Origin of the sequence: Streptomyces justiciae (genome assembly GCF_015163075.1) — a bacterium.
Taxonomy (GTDB): domain Bacteria; phylum Actinomycetota; class Actinomycetes; order Streptomycetales; family Streptomycetaceae; genus Streptomyces; species Streptomyces justiciae.
Genome location: NZ_JADDXU010000011.1, coordinates 141,413 through 157,323, shown reverse-complemented (window position 1 = coordinate 157,323; position 15,911 = coordinate 141,413). Strand labels below are relative to the sequence as shown.

The 15,911-nt window shown below is 74.6% G+C and carries 11 protein-coding genes; 1 reads left to right on the top strand and 10 read right to left on the bottom strand.

All coding sequences use genetic code 11. The features are described 5' to 3' along the window. Positions 1-37: 37 nt before the first annotated feature. From IQ210_RS28630 to IQ210_RS28620, 3 genes are read right to left on the bottom strand one after another with little or no spacing between them, the layout of a single operon-like run. A complete protein-coding gene (locus tag IQ210_RS28630; RefSeq protein WP_194082043.1) occupies positions 38-784 on the bottom strand; it encodes a metallophosphoesterase family protein in 747 nt (248 codons plus the stop codon). After that, a complete protein-coding gene (locus IQ210_RS28625; RefSeq protein ID WP_194082042.1) occupies positions 781-1,038 on the bottom strand; it encodes a BON domain-containing protein in 258 nt (85 codons plus the stop codon). The genes IQ210_RS28630 and IQ210_RS28625 overlap by 4 nt, the downstream gene beginning before the upstream one ends. Beyond that, a complete protein-coding gene (locus tag IQ210_RS28620) occupies positions 1,035-1,760 on the bottom strand; it encodes a nucleotidyltransferase family protein (protein WP_194082041.1) in 726 nt (241 codons plus the stop codon). The genes IQ210_RS28625 and IQ210_RS28620 overlap by 4 nt, the downstream gene beginning before the upstream one ends. 146 nt (positions 1,761-1,906) lie before the next feature. Here IQ210_RS28620 and IQ210_RS28615 point away from each other — a divergent pair, with 146 nt between their 5' ends. Continuing rightward, the gene (locus tag IQ210_RS28615) at positions 1,907-2,689 is read left to right on the top strand and encodes an Fpg/Nei family DNA glycosylase (RefSeq protein WP_194082040.1); all 783 of its coding nucleotides are present in this window, start codon (positions 1,907-1,909) and stop codon (positions 2,687-2,689) included. 28 nt (positions 2,690-2,717) lie between these two features. On the opposite strand, the gene IQ210_RS28610 is transcribed toward IQ210_RS28615, so the two are convergent. From IQ210_RS28610 to IQ210_RS28580, 7 genes are all read right to left on the bottom strand, one after another. Beyond that, on the bottom strand, positions 2,718-2,945 hold the full coding sequence (locus IQ210_RS28610) for a DUF6480 family protein (RefSeq protein ID WP_194082039.1): 228 nt from the start codon (positions 2,943-2,945) through the stop codon (positions 2,718-2,720). After that, entirely contained in the window at positions 2,942-3,130 is a 189-nt protein-coding gene (locus tag IQ210_RS28605; protein WP_194082038.1) for a hypothetical protein, read from the bottom strand. The genes IQ210_RS28610 and IQ210_RS28605 overlap by 4 nt, the downstream gene beginning before the upstream one ends. Before the next feature lie 102 nt (positions 3,131-3,232). After that, positions 3,233-5,092 carry a hypothetical protein gene (locus IQ210_RS28600; protein ID WP_194082037.1) on the bottom strand — a complete coding sequence of 620 codons (1,860 nt, stop codon included), beginning with the start codon at positions 5,090-5,092 and terminating at the stop codon, positions 3,233-3,235. Continuing rightward, entirely contained in the window at positions 5,089-8,769 is a 3,681-nt protein-coding gene (locus tag IQ210_RS28595) for a vWA domain-containing protein (RefSeq protein ID WP_194082036.1), read from the bottom strand. The genes IQ210_RS28600 and IQ210_RS28595 overlap by 4 nt, the downstream gene beginning before the upstream one ends. Then, positions 8,766-9,926 carry an ATP-binding protein gene (locus tag IQ210_RS28590; RefSeq protein WP_194082035.1) on the bottom strand — a complete coding sequence of 387 codons (1,161 nt, stop codon included), beginning with the start codon at positions 9,924-9,926 and terminating at the stop codon, positions 8,766-8,768. The genes IQ210_RS28595 and IQ210_RS28590 overlap by 4 nt, the downstream gene beginning before the upstream one ends. Positions 9,927-10,017: 91 nt before the next feature. Continuing rightward, positions 10,018-14,925 carry a DNA-binding protein gene (locus IQ210_RS28585; RefSeq protein ID WP_194082034.1) on the bottom strand — a complete coding sequence of 1,636 codons (4,908 nt, stop codon included), beginning with the start codon at positions 14,923-14,925 and terminating at the stop codon, positions 10,018-10,020. Continuing rightward, positions 14,922-15,788: a DUF4132 domain-containing protein gene (locus IQ210_RS28580; protein WP_194082033.1), complete on the bottom strand. Its 867-nt coding sequence runs from the start codon at positions 15,786-15,788 to the stop codon at positions 14,922-14,924. Before IQ210_RS28580 ends, IQ210_RS28585 begins: the two co-directional genes overlap by 4 nt. Positions 15,789-15,911 lie beyond the last annotated feature (123 nt).

Genomic DNA, 15,911 nt, shown 5'->3' with positions numbered 1-15,911 from the left:
GTTCTGTGGCGGTCGGTCGCGAGGTGAGGGCCCGGGGCTACACCCGCGCCGCCCCCTCGTCCGCCGTATGCAGCTGGTACACGTTGAACGCCCGGCGGATCACCGGCTGGGCGACGTTACGGACCCGTACGCCACCGGCCGTCATCCCGTGCTCGGTGCCCATGTGGGCGTGGCCGTGGACGGCGAGGTCGGCGCCGCCGGTGTCGATCGCCTCGGCGAGGAGGTAGGTGCCGAGGAAGGGGTAGATCTCCAGGGGTTCGCCGGCGAGGGTGTCGGCCACCGGGGAGAAGTGGGTGAGCGCGATCCGCGCCTCGCAGTCCCGGTCCCGCAGCTCTTCAAGCGCTTCGCGCAGGCCGTCGGCGCAGTGCCGGGAGTAGCGGACGAACTCCTTCATCAGCGGCTCCCCGAACTCGCCCGCGCTGCGCCCCACGAATCCGCCGCCGAACCCCTTGGTCCCGGCGACGCCGACGCGGGTGCCCGCGCAGTTCAGGACGGTCGCCTCGCGCTCCAGGACGGTCACGTCGGCGTCCTGGAGGATGCCGGTGACCTTCTCGGGCTGGTCGTCATGGTGGTCGTGGTTGCCGAGTACGGCCACCACCGGCACCGCCAGCCCCTGGACCTCCCGGGCCACGACGCGGGCTTCCTCCGGGGTGCCGTGCCGGGTGAGGTCCCCGGCGAGCAGCAGCAGGTCGGCGCAGTCCGGCAGCGTGTCGAACGCGGGCCGCAGCAGCCCTTGGCTCTCGGCACCCATGTGGATGTCACCGACGGCGGCGACGCGGATCACGGCAGCTCCTCCGCATGGTCGGGCGAGGTGTTCTCGGCGACGACGACATCGCTGTGCACGGCGAGTTCGGCCAGCTCCTCGCGGGCGGTGCGCAGCAGGATGTCCCGGCACTGGGCCGAGGGGACCGTGCCGGTGATCACGACCGTCTGGCCGTGCACCTCCACGCGTACGCCCAGTTCCCCGAGCTCCTCGGCGGCGAGCCGGTCGCGGAGGTGGGCGACGCGGTACTCGACGTTCCCGGCGGGGTCGGTCATCGGGACACCTCTTTGTGCGGCTCCTGGGGCGGGATGACGTCCAGCCGTTCCAGGAAGTAGAGGAACGCGTCGGGCATCGGGGCGCCCGCGCAGGTACGGCGTACGCCGTCCCAGTCGATCTTCTCGCGCAGGGTGCGGGCGATCGGCAGCACCGCACCGAAGTCGCAGTGGTGCTCGGAGAAGGCCGCCATCAGGCTGCGCATGAGGTCGGTCGGCGACAGGACCGGCATGTGCACCGAGTCCACCGACAGGTTCTGGGCCCGCCCCAGCAGCTCCGTGGTGACGGGCTGGTGGGCCAGCTCGAAGATGAGGTCGACCTGCTGTCCGAGACAGGTGGCCTTCAGCAGCCAGTCCTCGGGCGGCCTGCGCACCGGCAGACCGGCTTCCCGCAGGTCCTCCGCGACGGCTTCGGCGTCCTCGGGGCGGATGCAGAAGTCGACGTCGTGCTGGAGGTTCTGGGCGCCGCCGTGCGCGTACACGGCGACACTGCCGGCGAGGGCGAACGGGTATCCCGTCTGTTTCAGCAGCGCCCCGGTCCGTTTCGCGGCCCGCAGGATGGCCTGGTTGCGGTCGAGCGGGAGCTCCTCCGGACCGGCGTCGTCGGTGAGGGAGTCGTGCGCGAGCGCGCCGCCGCGGAGGAGGAGGTCCGGTTCCTCCGAGGCGAGGTGCAGTTCGGCCACGTCGCTACGCCGACCGGCCGTGTCGTCGCCGTGCTGCGTCATCGCTGCCCCTTCTTCGCTGCCCCTTCTGCGCCAGAGCGCCCCGAGTACCCGGCGTACGGTCCGCGACACGGATGCGTCGCTTTGCCGGCTCGAATGGCGGGGTACCCGGCGAAGCACGAAAGCCGGGGCACGAGAGCGGGAACGCCATGCCTGAACTTCCGGACGTCGAGGGATTCCGCAGGGTGCTGACGCAGTGCGGCAAAGGCCGCACCGTCGAGGATGTCGAGGTGCGGGACGCCGGGGTGCTTCGGGGAGTGACCGGGAAAAAGCTGCGGCAGGAACTCAAAGGCAAGCGTCTCGGGACGGCATGGCGGCACGGGAAATGGCTGTTCGTGCCAGTTGAGGAGGACGGTCTGACGCTCGCCTTCCATTTCGGCATGACAGGCTCGCTGCGGTGCTGTTCTTCGGACGAGCCGCCGGAAACCCACGACCGTATTTCCATCACATTCGACGGCGGTCAGGAATTGCGCTATCGCGATCAGCGCAAGCTCCAAGGCGTCCGGTTGTGTGACGACGCCGAGATCGAGCACAGGGTCAATGATCTGGGTCCCGATGCCCGTGCCGTTCCGCGCGCGGAATTCGAGGAATTGCTGTCGACGCGAAGGGGAGCCGTCAAAAGTGCGCTGATGGATCAGTCCGTCATCGCGGGCCTGGGGAATCTGCTCTGCGACGAGATTCTCTGGCGGGCCCGCGTCCATCCGCGTACTCCGGCGCGGGATCTCGATGCGAGGGCCTTGCGCGGTCTTCACACGCGGATGGGCCGCGTCCTGGATACGTCCGTCCGCGCCGGGTGTGTGCCGCCCCGCCGCTCCTGGCTCACCGGGCACAGGGACGAGAGCGACGGGGTGTGCCCGCGCTGCGGACAGTCCCTGCGTTCCAGCCGGGTGTCCGGGCGCCGCACGGTGTGGTGCCCCGGGTGCCAGAACTGAAGGGTCCACCTCGGGCCGCTCGCGACCGCTAGGCGATCAGTACGACGGCCATGCCGATCAGCCCGATCACGAACAGCGCCACCAGCAGCATGATCAGGACGAGCGGCACGGGGCCCCAGGCCCGCCGTAGCTCCGGTGGCTCGGGGTGGGAGATGCCGGACGTGCCGGACTCGGCGGGAGGCGTCTCACCGGGCGGCACCCCGCCCCCTGGTTCGAGTCCCGTCGTCCGCTTCGGCTCGGGGTCGGGGCTGGTCATGACTCACGCTCCTGTGGGCTGTCGGTCGGGCCGACGACGTGACCGGCCCCGTCGTCGGCCGCGTCGTCGCGTTCGCCCTCCGCCTGCGAAGGCGTCGTACGCTCGGGCACCGGCCCGTCGGCCGTGTCCGGCGCGTCACGCTCTTCCCGTTCCCCCTCCGCCTGTGACGGGGTCGGATAGGTCATCGTGATCACTCCTGACGGGATGGCGATCGACCCGCCGGGTACCCCTGTCGACGGCCGGTGACACGACCATCGGTGTCGCAGGGGACAGCGGCGACGGGGTGATCACCCCACGACCGCTGACGGCCGCCAGGTCGCCTCCACGAGGGCCCGTTCCGTGCCGGACAGGCAGACGGCCGCGGCGAGCCACGCCCGCGCGTACCCGTCAGGATCGGCCTGCTGGGTCCGCCCGAACACGTCGCGGCTCCGGCGGTCGGCCTCCGCGGCCAGCGCCTCCGCCAGGTCCGCGGCCGTCCGGAAGCCGCTGCGCCGCAGAGCTGCGGCTCCTGCGGCCCGGTCGCCGTTGCGAGCGGGCTCGGCGGCGGCACGCCGGCCCCCGGACACCGCCACCTCGACCAGGCGACGCAGCCGCCACAGCGGCGCCTCGGCCACCGGGTCCGGCGGCAGCGCGGACACTCCGGTCACCGCCGGCAGCTCCTCGGCGGGCGGGAAATGCGCGCCTTCGAGGCGGTCGTAGCCCAGATCGGCATGCCCCGCCCACTCGGCCGGCAGCCGCAGCGTCGCCGCCCCGTCCGGCAGCGGTCCGACCGCCAGCGGCCGCAGCGTCGCGGCCCGGTCCGGATCGAGGCGCCCCACCACACGCAACCGCAGTCCCGGCCGCGCTGCCAGCCTGCGGAAGTTGGCCGCATGCGCCAGCCCCGGGTGGCTGCTGGCCGGCACCAGCCGGAACAGCAGGCCCTCCCCGTCGGCCGCCAACTCCCGTACGAACAGGTGGTCCTCGTTCGCTCCTACGACGATGACGTCACAGCCGATCAGCTCCTCGGCGCCCTGCCCCGACCGCTCCGGATCGCTCGCCGCGCCGACCGCGAACCGTGCCACCGCGGCCTCGGCCAAGGGGCGGGAGAACAGGCCGGCGAGCGGACCCGACGTCCAGGACAGGCCCGGCACCGGGGTGGCCCGGACCCCCTTGCCGGCGCCGAGGCGACCGTCCGGGGAGAGCGTCGCGCCCGAGATCAGGAGCCCGCCCCGGGACAGCTGGGCGTGATCGACGCTGCCGGAACCGAGCGCGACGGTGGCCGTGGCGGCGCCCCGGGCCCGGGACGCCCCGCCGGGCTTGACGTCCGCCACCGAGAACCAACGCCCGTCGTCGGAGAGGACATGGGTGACGACGCCGCCGTAGCCGGTGGCCGAGATCACCGGCTCCCGGCAGACCCCGTGGACCCGCAGTCCGCCGCCCGGACGGTAGCCGCGCCGTGCGGTGCCGACCAGGGCCGTGTCCGGGTCGGAGGCTGCCAACAGGCCGCTGGTGAGGAGCAGTTCACGCAACGCCGCCACCAGGTCGGCCAGCCGATGGCCGTCGTGCCGGGCGCGGGCGGCGCGTACGGCACGTACCACCCGTAGAGCGGCGGCTTCCGGGCGGTGCAGCCCGGCGAGCCGGGCGGTGTGCGCCGCCCGCAGCAGCTCGGCCTGCGGTACGGCACCCGCGCCCGGCACCCCGGCCGCCAGCAGCGCGGCTGCCGCTCCCCACAGCCCGGCCGCGGCGGCCACCTGCGCGGGGGTCGGCCCGGCGCTCGGCTGTCCGGAGTCCGTGTCCTGCTGCGAAGTCGTGAGCTCCGGCGCATCATCGGGCGCGCTCTTGGACGAGGGAACCGGCGTCTCGACGGCCGTGTCCGCGTCGGCCACCGGAGCGGCGCCCAGCACCGCCGTGCGATGCAGGCACCGGGGCGCGAGCAGACAGCTGCACTCCGCCTGCCCGGCGTCCGTGACCGCGCCGGACGGCCCGGGCGTGAGCGTGACCTCGGCGTCCTCACCGCACCGCACGCGCCGTACGGCGCCGTCGACCGTGACGGGCAGCGTCGCGTACGTCTCGATCGTGGCGTCCAGCTTCTTGCGCAGCCGGGACGTCAGTTGCTCCACGGCGGCGGCGACCACCTCGGGCGCCACGGGAGGAAGTTCGGCGTTCATCGGGCCTCTCCGCGGAGACGGTCCCCCACCCAGCGGGCGAGGGCCAGGGGACTGAGGGCGGCGACCGGCATCCCGGCCGCGACCAGCTGCTGGGCCACGGGGACCGAGTAGCGCGGGGTGCCGGTGTCGTCCAGGGCGGCGCAGCCCATGAGATGCACCCCGGAGCTCGCGAGGGCGCGTACCTCGCCGAGGAGTCCGCCGAGCGGATACCCCTCCTCGAAGTCGCTCACCACCACCACGAGGGTCCGGCTGGGGACGGTCACCAGGGAGCGGGCGTGCGCCAGACCGGCCGCGATGTGCGTGCCGCCGCCGACCTTCACCTCCAGCAGCAGTGACAGCGGGTCGTCGACGCGGTCCGTCAGGTCGATCACCTCCGTGGAGAAGGCGAGGAAATGCGTGCTGAGGGTGGGCACGCCGCCGAGGACGGCCGCGGTGAGCGCCGACCAGATGACCGACGCCTCCATCGACCCGGACACGTCGACCACCAGGATCAGCCGCCAGTCCGCCTCCCTGCGCGACCGGGTGCTGAACACCGGCCGCTCCGGGACGACCAGGGTGCGGCCGTCCTCGGTCCTGCGGGTGTGGGCGAGGTTCGCCCGCAGGGTGCGTGGCAGGTCGATGCGACCGCCCGGACGGCGGGTCGGACGGGGTGTGGCCAGGCCTGTCAGCGCCGGACGCAGCTTGGTGGCCAGCTCCTTGGTGAGTTCGTCGACGAGGCGGCGCACCAGTGGGCGCAGCCGGGCCAGTTGTTGCTCGGGCATCCCGCCGGCCAGGTTCAGCACGGACGTCAGCAGGTCGACCGAGGGGCGGACGGCCTTGGGGTCGAGTTCGGTGAGCACGTCCGCGCGGCCCTGGTCGGCGGCCCGGGCGAGGACCTCCTCGCGGACGTCGGCGCCGAACAGCGCGTCGAGTTCCTCGGCCCACTCGCGGGCGGTCGGGAAGGACGCGTCCTGCCCGCCACCCTGTCCGCCCTCGCGGCCCAGGTCGGCGGAGCCCTCGCCACGACCGGTGCCGTACAGCTCGTCGAGCGCGTGCGCGTAACGGCGGGCGTTCTGCGGGAGTTTCTCGCTCTCGCGGCCGAGGAGGAGGCGCCAGCGGTCGGTGGGCGTGAGGTGGAGGGGAGCGTCGGGGTGTGGGCGGGAGGGCGATGAAGGTCGGGAGCTGGGAGTCTGCGGGGGTGATGTGTCCTGAGCTGTGGGCAGGCTCGTGCCGAGCGGTGGGCGCAGTGACTCGACCGCCGCGCGGCCCGCCGCGTCGGCGGCCGTCCACAGGGCGAGCAGCTGCGGCGAGGCGCCGAGGGAGAGGTCGAGGCGGTCGCCCAGGCGCTCGGTGACCGTGTCGAGGAGCCGGTCGCGGCCGGCCGGGCTGAGGGTGTCGAACCCACCGCGCAGGGCGGGCAGTCGGGCGAGGAAGCCCTGGTCGGTGAGTGCGTCGATGCGGTCGAGCAGGGGGTCCAGCGCGGTCGGCGCCGACTGCAGCAGGGGCGCGGCTCCGCCGAGCAGGCCGGTGAGGCGACGGCTGAGCGCATGCCGCTGGTCCGGTCCGGTGGCGGTGTCGATCCAGCCCGCGGCGCGGGAGCCGAGGGTGTCCGCGTCGTCGAGGTCGAGCAGGACGCGGGCGGCGAGCGCGGCTCCCTGGACGAGCGGGGAGCCGGTGCGCGCGAGGTCGTTCAGGGCGTCGTCCATGCGCAGCCCGAGGCGGTGTTCGCCCGCTCGGGAGGCGAGGGCGATGAGGGCGCCCGTCTCCTCGGGGTCGTCGCTGCCCGCCAGGCCCGGCAGGGACCGTACCGCCGACTCCAGGAGTTCGGCGGCGAGTTCGGCCGCGGTCTGTCGGCCCTCGGGTGTGGTGCCGGGCAGATGACCGCGCCGCAGTGCCTCCAACAGGTCGAGGGCGGCGAGGAGTTCGGGGAGGGTGGCACTGGCGGGGAGGATCTCGGCGGCGTCCGCGAGGCGCTCGGCGACCAGGGCGGGCAGGTCGCAGCGGGCGGCGTCGCGCAGTCCGGCGAGCACGAGGGCGCTGGTGGGGCCGCCCTCCGCAGACTTCCTGCGGAAGTTCTCGCGCAGGGTGCCCTCGGCGGCGCCCGCCGCCGTGACGCCGCGGATGCCGGCCAGGTCCAGCCGGACGGGCACGGCAGGGGTCCACGACAACCGCCACCGGGTGGTGAGTGCGGACGCGTCGCCCGTACCGGACACCTGGACCGGTTCGCCGTATCCGGCGCCGCAGACGGCGAGCCGCTGGAGGAGGATCTCCCGGCGGCCGTCCAGGGCCGAGCGCAGCGGGTCGAGCCGCAGCTCGCGCGCGGTGGGGTCGTCGGGGCCGGGCAGGCGCAGCGCGGCGAGTTCGGCCTCGACGGACGGGCCGAGCCCGGAGCGGGGCGTACCCGGGGCGACCCGGCCCCGGTCCGTGCCGACCAGCACCGTCTCCAGCGCCTTGGCGAGGGCCCGGCCGCGGCCCAGGGGCTCGCCCTGGCCCATCACGGTCGTCAGCGCCTCCAGCACCTCACCGCGACCGGGGGCGGCGAGCCCGCGCAGCCGGGCCAGGTCGCCCGCCACCCGCAGGGTCTCCCGGGCCTCGCCGGTGCCGGCGACATGCCCGGCCGCGCGCAGCTCACGGCACACGTCGGTGATCGCCCGGGCGGCGGTCTCGTACAGCCGCCCGGGATCGCCCGCGGCCATGAACACCGCCTGCTGCCAGCGCGGGTCGCGGATGCCGGCCGGATACCCGGAACGGGAGTCCAGCAGGTCGAAGGCGTACGGGACGAGGGAGGTGACGACGGCGGGACGCTCCGCGGAGGAGCCGGGCCGGCCGGGTGCCGCGCGGTGTGTCCCGCGCCCTTCGGCCGGCACGAGGGCCCCCTCAGGAGACGGCGCGACCTGTGCCGTACCGGGCGGCTGGTGCTCCTCAACGGTGACCACGCCGGGGCGTTCCCCGGCCATCGGCTCGGCATCTTCCGCCAACGCCGGTGCGTGGAAGGCGCCGACCACGGCCGCGACCCGGCGGCCCCCGGTCGCGGCGCGGGTGATCGTCTCGCGCATGTACGCCTCGCGCGCCAGGTCCACCGCGGGCACTCCGCCCGTGGACGCGGCGTCGTGGCGCAGCGCCCAGCCGACGGACAGGGCGGCGCGGCGGACGGCCTCGGGGGCACAGCCCGGCGCGAGGACCTCCACGCTGCGGTCCCACATGTCGTCGCCGTCACGCCCGGTCCCGGCCGCGGTGAGTGCCGCCGCGAACGCCGTGGGCGTCCGGTCGGCCGGGGTGCGGAGGTCACCGGACAGCTCGTCGCCAGGGCCGCGTGGGTCCCCGTCCGGGGCGTCGGCCCATCGCGGGTCCGACATCGGCAGGTCGCAGCACACGACGTCCACCCCGCGCTCCCGGGCCCAGCGGATCGCGGCGAGTTCGGGCGAGAAGTCGGCGAACGGGTAGAAGCCGAGCCGGCCGCCCTCGCCGGCCCCGGCCAGCGCGACCGGGGCGACGGTGCCCGGCGCGCCGAGATGGGGCAGCCACGGCTGGAAGTCGGCGGGCAGCTCCACGCACACGACCTCGGCGCCGGACGCGTCCAGCAGGGCGGGCACGACGGCGGCGAGCGCCGGGCTGTGGTGCCGTACGCCCAGCAGGTACGGCACCGTCGAGTCGGCGAGGGCGGTGAGCGCCGCCCTCGGTTCCTGAACGAGCGTCACCGAAGGTTCTCCCGCAGGTCCCAGAGGCGACGCCAGGTCGCCGAGCCGTCCTCGGCGCGGCGGCGCACCGGACCGTCCCAGTAGCCGAGGAGCCGCGCGTGATCGGCCGGGTCGTCCTTGCGGACCACGCCCAGCAGATGGCCGGGGACCAGGTCGAGGGAGTCACCGCCGGGCAGATACGCGGCGGCCACCCCCAGGGAGGCGGCGACCTGCACCGCTTCCGCGGTGGACATCACCGTGCCGGGCCGCTCCACGTCCCAGCCCTCGGCCGAGCGCCCGGCCCGCAGGTCGCGGAAGACGGTGACCAGGACGTCGAGCACCGCGTCGTCGACGCCGAAGGCGGCACCCGCCCGTTCGACGGCCGCCGTGGCCTGCCGCTTGACCAGGGCGGTCTCGGCCTCGACGTCGGCGATCGGGTGCACGGTCTCGAAGTTGAAGCGGCGCTTGAGGGCGGCGGACATCTCCGACACCCCGCGGTCGCGGAGGTTGGCGGTGGCGATGACGGTGAACCCGGGAGCGGCGGCGACCTGGGCGTCCTCGGTACCGGACAGCTCGGGCACGCTCATCCGCCGGTCGGACAGGATCGACACCAGCGCGTCCTGGACCTCGGGCAGACAGCGGGTGATCTCCTCGACCCGGGCCACCTGCCCGGCGCGCATCGCGGCGAGCACCGGCGAGTCCACGAGCGCCTGCGGGGTGGGGCCCTGGGCGAGGAGCAGGGCGTAGTTCCAGCCGTAGCGCAGGGCGTCCTCGGTGGTGCCCGCGGTGCCCTGCACGGTCAGCGCGCTGGTGCCGCTGACGGCGGCCGACAGCAGCTCGGACAGCATCGACTTGGCGGTGCCGGGCTCGCCGACGAGCAGCAGGCCGCGCTCTCCGGCGAGGGTCACCACGCACCGCTCCACCAGGGCGCGTTCGCCGACGAACTTGGGGGCGACGACCAGCTCGTCCGGCAGGCCGGCCGGGGCTTCGGGCAGCTTGAGGGTCTCGCCGCCACTGCCGCAGACGAAGGTGATCACCGCGCGGGGCGTCAGCAGCCAGCCGGGCGGCCGGGGGCCGTTGTCGTGGGCGGCGAGGAAGGCGAGTTCGGTGGCGAAGCGTTCTTCGGCGGGCAGGGTCTGCCGGGGCGGGAGGGCCGTCACCGTGTCGGTCAGGGGCATGGAGTTCCTTGCTCGGGAGATCGGTCTGAGTGGATGCGTGGGGGGAACGGGGGCGCCGCAGGTGAGCGGCGCCCCGGACTGCTCTGTCGCGTCAGCGGCGGCGTCCCCGCCGCGCCTTCTTGAGCTCCTCGAACCGGGGAGCGTCACCGTCCTGGACGCGCTGCCACGCCCGGCGGTAGAGGTCCGCGGCCGGTTCGAGCGGCACGATCACGCCGAACGGCACGTGCTCGGCGGTGACGTCGCCGAACAGCGGCAGCTTCCAGCGCTCCAGCGGAACGCGCGGCGCCGACTGCTCGACCCAGCCGCCGGGCAGGAACAGCGACCGTCCCGCCCGGGTCCGGGTGGCCTCGACCACGAGGTCGCCGGCGGCGAGTTCGGCGCGGGCGGCCTTGAGCCGGGCCGGCTTCCAGCCCGTCCACCGGGCCGTCATGCGGTCGGTCGGGTCGGGCATGGCGAGCAGCATCAGATAGAGCGTGGCGGCGTCCTCGCCCAGGCCGTACTCCTTTGCGGCCTCCGTGACCAGGTCGGGAACCGAGCGGCTCGGGTCCTGCGGCCACCAGGTGCCGTCCTTGTCCCGGTCGCCCGCGATCGGCTCGCCGGGGTCGGCGAGAAGGGCCGCGAACCGCTGGTCGCGGACGAGGCGCAGGGCCGCTTCGGCGGCGTAGGGCCGCTGGTCGTCGACGCGGACCGCGGGCAGGTAGGGGTCCTGCCCGGCCTCGTCGAGCAGGGCGACCCGCAGGCCCGGGGCGGGCTGGTCGTCGTGGGTGGACAGGACGACGGCGCCGTACCGCTCGAAACCCTCGCCGACCTCGGTGGGGGCACCGGCGGTCCTCCGGAACTCCGGCAGGCTGATGTACCGCCCCAGGTCGAGCATGAGCCCGGGGTGCGCCAGCCGTTCCCGCACCGCGGTGAGGGCCGGTGGCAGGGCGGCGCGGACCGGGTCGCCCGCGGGCAGCCGGTGGGCGAGCCAGGCGACGAGGCCGACCGAGCCGGTCAGGGTCCCCGCCGTGAAGCCGTCCTTGTCGTTCCCTACGGGGCGCACCCGGTCGCCGCTGACCTCCCACTCCAGGTCCCGGCTCAGCTGCGGGGAGCCGGCCGGGTCCAGCAGCGCGGGCAGCGCCTGCCGCACCGGCCAGGTCGAGTACCGGAAGGCGCGGACCCCGTCGCTGAGCAACGCCTCGGGGACGGCGACCCGCTTGCCGACCTCGGCGTTCCACACCGCGGCGGCAGCCGCCACGTCCGGGCCCTCGGACCACAGCCGCGTGGGGTCGGCAGGCAGCAGCGCGCCCACGACGGCGGCCCGTACGGCACCGTCGACGTTGCTCAGCTCGTCCTTGGCCACCGCGGCCGGGGCCACCTTCACCCCGATGACGGCGCGGGCCTCGGCGCTCAGGAAAGTCCGCTCGTAGACGTCGATCCCCGGCAGACCGGCGACGATCAGCCGTGCCATGGTGTCGGTCACGCCGGTCAGCCGCGCGAACTCCTCGGCGGCCTCCGGGAACCAGGGCGCCGGACCGCGCTCGGCCAGCTCCGCGAGGAACGCGCCGAGCCGTCCCGTGGCCGCTTCCTCGCCCAGCGGCTCCGACGACACCGCCTTGTACGGCTGCGGGATCTCGAACCGGCCCGCCGGGTCGTGGAAGTAACCCGTGAAGGTGCAGCCGTCGTCGTCGAGCGCCCGGCGTCCCGTCACGGCGACGAAGGCACCGTCGGCCAGCGGGAGCACGCCGTTCCACGCGCCCTCGCGCCAGTCACCGCCCGGGGTGCGCAGCGGCGCCGCCTCCAGACGCAGACCCACCTTGCGCCAGTGAGCGGACGCGGCCGGTGCCAGCCCGAGCCGGTCGAACTCGGCGAGCAGCGTGCGCAGTACCTCGCGGTGCTCCTCTGTGGTGGTGCCGGAGGCCGCCCGGTAGGCGAGGGCGGTGGTGCGGTCGAGAACGGTCTCCAGGTCCGGGTCGCCGCTCGGCAGTGCGTGGCCGTCGAGGTGCAGCTGTACGTCGGGACGGTCGGGGAGGGCGGTGTCGGCGAGCCCGGTGGCCCGGGCCAGGACGCGCAGGGCGCGGAAGACGGTGTCGGCCTCGTCGTCGCGGTTCCACCAGTACCGGCGGGACACACCGAGGCCGTTCATCGCGTCCGTCAGCAGACGGTCCGCCGGCCCGGCCGGCCCCTCGTCCTCCAGACCGCCCTCGAGGGCACGGGTGAGCCGGGTCGCCGCCGCGTCCAGCACCGCCTGCTGCGCCGCGGCATAGCGGACGACACCGGCGATGCCCTTCACGAGCGCCTCGTGGGTGACCGGCAGCAGGGCCCGGATCGCGTCGGGCAGCGCCTCGTCGGCCTCGTTGGTCGCGGCGGCCAGCAGCGCGGCGGCCGTGTCCCGGTCGATGCCCCGCAGCGCCTTCGAGCCCTCCGGGTCACGCGGCGTCAGGCACTCCCACCACTGCACGGGCGGCAGCAGCAGGGTGCCCTCGCCGAAGACCCCGGGGGTGCGGTCGGTCTTGCCCCAGGCGGTGACGACGCCGTCGGCGTCGATCACTTCGAGCTGCCAGTTGTTGCGCACCACGGCACTGGGCCGCTCGGCGCCGGGGAACGTCACGAGCGCGGTCGGACGTCCCGCCTGCGCGGGCACGGTGACGGTGCGTCCGGCGAGGTCCTCGGCGCGCAGTGAGCCGTCCGGCAGCTTCACCACGCGCAGCCCCGCCAGCCCGTTGACCGGCACGCAGGCCGGGGTGGCCTCGGCGGTGGGGGCGGGACGCAGTCGTCCGCCCTCGTACGTGCTGCCCTCGGGCGCGTCGCGCAGGGCGTCGGCCAGGAAGGCGGGCAGGCTCATGCGCCCGCGTTCGTTGGTGGCCGGGTCGTACTCGTACCAGCCGTGCGTCTCGCGGTCCTCGGAGTCCGCGTGCCACACCCAGTAGGAGGAGCCGTCGAAGAGCAGCCGCCGTTCGTCGGGCAGGGTGGTGTCCCCGGCGTGCAGGACGCCGAGCCCGGTGGTCCGGCCGCCGTCCGGCAGGGGCAGCGTGATCGGGAAGTCGCCCCGGTACCAGTCCATCTCGGTGCCCCGGGTGCGGTGCGGGCCCTTGAGGGACTCGACGCGGTCGGCACGGGAGTGCCAGTAGCCGCGCAGGCCGTCCTTGCGGGAGTTCCAGCAGACGAGGAGTTCGCCGTCCACGTGGTGGAAGCCCGGGTCGCCCGACACGTCGTTCGCGGGCAGCCGCAGGTCATGGGTGAGCAGCGTGCCGTCGGCACCGATGACCCGGGCCTGGGCCTTGCCCGCCACGACGAGGTGGGGCCAGGCGTCGGCCACGACGACGTCCTCCACCCGGTCCTTGGGCACGAGGGCGGCCGTCGCCTCCTCCCAGGCGGGCCAGCCGAGTTCGTCGAAGAGCCCGGCGCGCAGGGTGCGGGCCAGCACCGGTGCCAGGTCGGTGCCGACCGCGGCACGGACGTCGTCCTCCGCGAGCGCCAGCGCCTCGGCGGGCAGCCAGCCCAGCCGGGTCAGCGCGTTCGGCAGCCCGGGCAGACCGACCGCGCTGAAGCGCCGTACGACCGAACTCACCCACTTCGCCAGCCAGGGCCGGCCGCCGGGGGAGTCGGCCAGCAGCCGGATGGCGCGGTGCGCCTGGTCGTGGTTGTGGAACTGGTCCGCGCCCCGCAGGAAGGCGTCACGGAACCGGGAGTCGGCACCCAGGAGCACCAGGCCCCGCTGCCCCTCGCCCATGGCCCAGCTCTGCAGGGGCAGATGCTCGTCCTTGCCCGGCGCGGCCACCGGCACGTCCAGCGACAGCAGCAGGTCGATCAGGTCGATGTCGTGCTGCACCCTCAACGCCCGCCCGGACGCGGCGAGTTCCGTACGCAGCCGGTCCGCCGCCCGCTCCACCAGCGGATACAGTTCCGGCATCCGCGTCGAGCCGCGCCAGGACCTGGCCCGCTCCCGGAACGCCAGGAAGCGCTCCAGCCAGCCCGCAGTGCCGTCACTCGGCCGTTCCTCGGCGGGCAGGGAGCCGTCCCACAGCCCGGCCGTGGCGCCCGAGGCCTCCAGCACCTCCAGCCACATCGCGGGCAGGTCGCTGTCGGAACCGGCGGGCAGCATGTCCAACAGGGCGCCCCGCACCCGCCGTTCACGCTCGGCCAGCGCCACCAGGGCGGCCCGGTGCCCCTTCCACCAGCCCGCCGCAGCCCGCAGCGTCGCCGGAAGCTCCAGCAGCTCCGCCAGATAGTCCTGCTCGGCACGGTCGGTGTCCTGCCCGGCGGCGCGCGCCAGCCTGCGCAGGTCGTTGGCCATCTGCGCGGACGGCGGCAGACCGCCCGCGGTACGGCGCAGACACAGCCGGGTGAAGCGGCGCAGCGCCTCCTCCGCCGACACGCGCGCGGCCAGCTCCTTGCCGTACGCGGACAGCACCTTGACCGGCAGCGCACCGGCCAGCGCGAACTCCAGGAACACCGCGTCCAGGCGCTCCTCCTCCACCGTCAGCCCGTGTTCCGCCTCGGCCTTGCGGGCGCGGGTGAACAACTGGGCGGCATAGGTGGCGTTCTCCTCGGCGAGGAACACCCGCCCGGCCTGCTCGTAGAACGTCGGCAGGAAGTGCGGCACCGCCGCCGCCAGCCGCCCGCTGAGTTCCAGATAGGCGTCCATCGCGGCCTTCGGCCGGGACTTCGCCTGGCGGGCCGCCCGCTCCAGGTCCGGTACGACCCCCAGCGCGTGGTGGCCGTCCTCCGGGTGGTGCACCAGCACCCACTCCGGAAAGCCCAGCGACTGACGCAGCCCCAGGCCCACGACGGCCGGCTCGGCGTCCCGCTCCATGCCGAGGAACCCGGCGGCCAGGTCCTCGGCCGCGCCCAGCTCACCGGCGACCAGCCGCACCACCACACGGTCGTCCAGACCGGGATGGCGGTAGCTGCGCGCCGTCAGCGGCACCGCCCGCTCGCCCGCCCCCTCGACGTCGGGCGGCAACACCGCGCCCGCCGCCAGCAGTTCCTCGTACGACACCTGCGTCCCCCCGCTCATGCGCTCTTGCCCTCCTCGATCACGCGCCCCGCGTACAGTGCCGCGGCCATCCGCATCCCCTCGGACCAGGCCACCGGCCCGACCTCCCGCAACGGCAGGGCCCGCCCGCCCTGGTCCTGCCAGGTCAGGGCGCCGGTCTCCACCGTGTCCTCCCAGTACGGCTCCCCGATCCACACCGCGGCCTCCACGGTCCGCCCGCCGTCCCGCACCCGGGCCGTGGAGTAACCCCCGGAGACCCGGTAGCCGAGTGAACTCGCGCGCGCGGCGAGGGCGAAGCGGGAGCGGAAGGAGCCGCCGGTGAACTCGCGTATCTCGGTGGCCTTCGGATCGAGGTCGTCGGGGCGCTGCCAGGTCGCCCGGTGGATCTGCTCGACCCGCTGCACGATGCCCAGCTCCGCCGCGAACTCCCGGATGTCCTCCAGGTCCGGCAGCAGCACCGGGTGCGGCAGCGTGACCGTGCGCGGCGACAGCCGTACGGTCTCGCCGTCCAGGTTCACCACCCGCAGTTCGCCGTCCTCGGTGGCCCCCCGCAGGAACCCGACCTCGTCCGGGTCGTCGCCCACCACCGCGATGTCACGCAGCGCCGACTGCCAGGCCTCGTCCGGCCACACCCGGGCCAGCAGACCGGTGGGCACGGGCAGTGACGACACCATCCACGAGTCGACCTGCGCGACGCAGGACGCGGCGTGCCGATCCAGCCATTCGGCGAACCGGCGCAGCCGGTCCACCTCCGGGTGGTCGCGCAGCGCGCGCGGCAGCGACTTCAACTGCCGCCCCGCCGCCCGGCCCGAGGTGGCACGCGCCGCCACCCGCCCGTCCACCAGGGCGACTTCATACCCGTCACCCGCCGAGAGCCAACCCACGAGTCCCCGCCTTCCGCATCAGGACAGCAAGAAGAAAAGCACAGTTCAACCGGGGACATCCCGGCGCCAGTGCGACGATGCGAGGAACGTTAGCGGCGATCACTGACAATCGGTCCCGCGGGC